Source organism: Acidimicrobiales bacterium, assembly GCA_036399815.1.
Taxonomy (GTDB): Bacteria; Actinomycetota; Acidimicrobiia; order Acidimicrobiales; family DASWMK01; genus DASWMK01.
Genome location: DASWMK010000105.1, coordinates 1 through 3,621, shown reverse-complemented (window position 1 = coordinate 3,621; position 3,621 = coordinate 1). Strand labels below are relative to the sequence as shown.

General features: G+C 78.7%; 5 protein-coding genes. 4 read left to right on the top strand and 1 reads right to left on the bottom strand.

Annotation, left to right across the window (positions count from 1 at the left end):
- From hemG to lnt, 3 genes are all read left to right on the top strand, one after another.
- On the top strand, window positions 1-700 hold a 700-nt coding region (gene hemG, locus VGB14_07620), incomplete at its 5' end, for a protoporphyrinogen oxidase (protein HEX9992778.1).
- Window positions 701-717: 17 nt separating this feature from the next.
- Window positions 718-1,446 carry a class E sortase gene (locus tag VGB14_07615; protein HEX9992777.1) on the top strand — a complete coding sequence of 243 codons (729 nt, stop codon included), beginning with the start codon at window positions 718-720 and terminating at the stop codon, window positions 1,444-1,446.
- The gene (gene lnt / locus VGB14_07610; protein HEX9992776.1) at window positions 1,347-2,939 is read left to right on the top strand and encodes an apolipoprotein N-acyltransferase; all 1,593 of its coding nucleotides are present in this window, start codon (window positions 1,347-1,349) and stop codon (window positions 2,937-2,939) included. Before VGB14_07615 ends, lnt begins: the two co-directional genes overlap by 100 nt.
- On the opposite strand, the gene dtd is transcribed toward lnt, so the two are convergent.
- Window positions 2,902-3,339 (bottom strand): D-aminoacyl-tRNA deacylase, encoded by a 438-nt coding sequence (gene dtd, locus VGB14_07605; GenBank protein ID HEX9992775.1) that lies wholly within the window; start codon window positions 3,337-3,339, stop codon window positions 2,902-2,904. The genes lnt and dtd overlap by 38 nt on opposite strands.
- 17 nt (window positions 3,340-3,356) lie before the next feature.
- Between dtd and VGB14_07600 the strand changes: the two genes are divergently transcribed.
- The coding region (locus VGB14_07600) for a hypothetical protein (GenBank protein ID HEX9992774.1) at window positions 3,357-3,621 on the top strand (265 nt) is incomplete at its 3' end.

The window sequence follows — 3,621 nt, the reverse complement described above, 5'->3', positions numbered from 1 at the left end:
GACCGTGCGCACCGGGTGGCCGGCCGCCGGCCTCGCCCGCGAGCCGGGTGGCGGCTGGCGGCTGACGCCGGCCGGCGGCGGTGACGGCGTGGTGGCCGACGCCGTCGTCCTCGCCTGCCCGGCGCCCGCGGCGGCCGCCCTGCTGGCCGGCGCCGCCCCGGCGGCGGCGAGGGCCGTCGCCACCGTGCGCTACGCCTCGGTCGCGCTCGTGACCTTCGCCTACGACCCGGCCGCGGTGCCAGGCCCGCTCGATGCCACCGGGTTCCTCGTCCCCCGGGTCGAGGGGCTGGTGCTCACCGCCTGCTCGTGGGCGTCGAGCAAGTGGGCCCACCTCGGCGACGGCCCCGTCCTGCTGCGGGCCTCGGCCGGCCGGGTGGGCGACGAGCGGGCCGTGGCCATGGACGACGACCGGCTGGTCGACGCCCTGGCCGCCGACCTGGCCCGCACGATGGGCATCACCGGCCCGCCGCTCGAGGTCAGGGTCAGCCGCTGGCCGTCGTCGTTCCCCCAGTACGAGCCGGGGCACCTCGACCGGGTGGCGGCGGTGGAGGCCAACCTGGCCGCCACCGCGCCCGGCCTGGTGCTGGCCGGCGCCGGCCAGCGGGGGCTCGGGCTGCCGGCCTGCGTCCGCCAGGGCACCGCCGCGGCCGCCGCCGCTCTCGCCGGCGCCCGCGCGGCCGACGTTCAGGTGGGGACCTGACCGTGGACAATGGGACCGTGCCTCCGCTCCCCCGGCGCCTGCGCCGGGCCGCCGCCGTCGGGCTGGCGGCCGTCCTCGTCACCGGTGGGGCCGTGGCCGCCGGCACGTGGGCCGGCTCGTCGGGCGCGGGCGGCGGGCGGGCCGGCGCCGCGCCGGCCACGACGGCGCCGCCGGCCACGGAGGCCGGCCCGTCCACGACCGCCCCGCCGCCGAAGGCGCCGCCCTCGCTGCGGGTCACCCGGGTGGGCGACTCGCCGGTCAGCGGGCTGCCCCAGCCCGAGCCGGTCCCCGCCGACCCCAGGGCGCCGGCCGCCGTCGAGCCCATCGGCACCATCGAGATCCCGGCCATCGGCCTCACCCACGTGGTCTACGAGGGCATCACCCTGACGACGATCGACCGGGGCCCCGGCCACTGGCCGGGCACGGCCATGCCCGGGCAGGTCGGCAACGTCGTCGTGGCCGGCCACCGGACGACGCACACCCACCCGTTCCAGCGCCTCGACGAGCTCCAGCCCGGCGACCAGGTCACGTTCACCGACGCCGACGGCCAGGAGTTCGTGTACGAGCACGTGTCGACCGACGTCGTCACCCCGGACACGCTGGCGATCGCCACCCAGACCCAGGAGGCGACGGCCACCCTGTTCGCCTGCCACCCGCCCGGCTCGGCGCAGTTCCGCATCGTCGCCCACCTGCGCCTGGTCGGCGGGTCGGGCCTGCCGGCGTCGTTCCCGGCCCGCGACCGCTGAGCGCGCTCGACACCGCCCCCGCCCCCGCCCGGGACCGACGCCCACCGCGCCGGGCGGCCACGGCGGCGGCCTGCGTCGCCGTCGGGCTGGCCCTCGCCCTCGCCCTGCCGCCGGTGGGCTGGTGGCCGCTCGGGATCGTCGCCCTCGCCGGCCTCGAGCGGCTGCTGGCCGACCGGCCCGCGGTGTCCCGCGTCCGGCGGGCGACCCTGGCCGCCGCCGCGCTGCTGTTCCCGAGCCTGTGGTGGATGGGGGCGCTGACCTTCCCCGGCTACCTGATCGCGTCGGTGGTGTACTCGCTGTTCTGGGGGGCCGCCGCCCTGCTCGTGCCGCCGGGGGGGTGGCGGTGGCTGGCCCTGCCCGGCGCGATCGCGCTGGCCGAGGCGGCCAGGGCGAGGTGGCCGGTCGGCGGCGTGCCCCTGTCGACGGTCGCGCTCACCCAGAGCGACGGCCCGCTGGTCCCGCTCGTGCGGGTGGGCGGGACGGTCGGGCTGACCATCGCGGCCGTGGTCGCCGCCGTCGCCGTCGCCGCCGCGCTGCGCCGAGCCTGGCTCCCGGCCGGCGCCGCGGCGGCCGCGGTCGCGCTGGTCGCCGTCGCCGCGGCCGCCGGCCCCACGGGGCGGCCGGTCGGGGCGATCGACGTGGCCGTCGTGCAGGGCGGCGGCGAGCAGGGGACCCTGGCCGTGGACTCCGACCCCGCCGTCGTGTTCGAGCGCCACCTCGACGCCTCCGCCGCCGTCGACGGGCCGGTCGACCTCGTCGTCTGGCCCGAGGACGTGGTCGACGTGCCCACCGACGTGGCCGCCACCCCCGAGGGCGACGAGCTCGCCGACCTGGCCCGGCGGCTCGACGCCACCCTCGTCGCCGGCATCGTCGCCGACGCCGGCCCCGACCGGTTCCGCAACCAGGCGGTCGCCTGGGCGCCCGACGGCACCCTCGTCGACCGGTACGACAAGGTCCACCGGGTGCCGTTCGGCGAGTACGTGCCGCTGCGGTCGCTGCTCGAGCGGGTCGCCGACCTGTCGGCCGTCCCCTCCGACGCCATCCCCGGCCGGGGCCCCGGCGTGCTCGACACGCCGGCCGGCCGGCTCGGGGTCGTCATCTCCTGGGAGGTGTTCTTCGGCGACCGGGCGAGGAGCGCGGTGCGGGCCGGCGGCCGGGTCGTGCTCAACCCGACCAACGGCTCGTCCTTCGAGGGCCGCCAGGTGCAGTCCCAGCAGCTGGCCACGTCGCGCCTGCGGGCCATCGAGACCGGGCGATGGGTGGTCCAGGCCGCGCCGACCGGCTACAGCGCGGTGATCACCCCGGGCGGGCGGGTCGTGACCCGGTCGGGCATCGGCGACCGGGAGGTGCTGCACGCGACCGTCGGCCTCCGGGACGGCACCACCTGGTACACGGCCACCGGCGACCTCCCCTGGCTCGTGCTGGCGGCCGTGGCGGTGGCGGCCGCCTGGGCGCTCACACGTCGAGGACGAGCGTCACCGGACCGTCGTTGACGAGCGCGACGGCCATCTCGGCCCGGAAGCGGCCGGTGGCGACCGTCGCCCCGAGCCGGCGCAGCTCGTCGACCACGGCCCGGACCAGCGGCTCCGCCTGCTCGGGCCGGGCGGCGGCGATCCACGACGGGCGCCGCCCCCGGCTGGTGTCGCCGTAGAGGGTGAATTGGCTGACGACGAGCACCTCGCCGGTCGTGTCGGCCACCGACCGGTTCATCACCCCGGCGTCGTCGTCCATCACCCGCAGGTGCCACACCTTGGCCGCCAGCGCCCTGGCCTCGGCCGACGTGTCGTCGTGGGTGACGCCCACGAAGGCGCACAGGCCAGGCCCGATCCGGCCGACCTCCTCGTCCCCCACCGACACCCGGGCCCACGCCACCCGCTGCACCAGCGCCCGCACGCGGGCACCATAGGAGGGTGGCCCGGTACCGCCTCGCCGCCGGGCCGGCGGTGGCCGTGGTCGACCCGGACTGCGGCGGCCGGATCGCCTCGCTGACCCTCGACGGGGCCGAGCTGCTGGTGACCGAGGGCGACGAGCCCCTCGACTGGGGCTGCTTCCCCATGGCCCCGTGGGCCGGGCGGGTCCGCCGGGGCCGGTTCCGCTTCGACGGCCGGGAGCACCAGCTGACCGTCGACCTCCCGCCCCACGCCATCCACGGCACCACCTACACCCGCCCGTGGA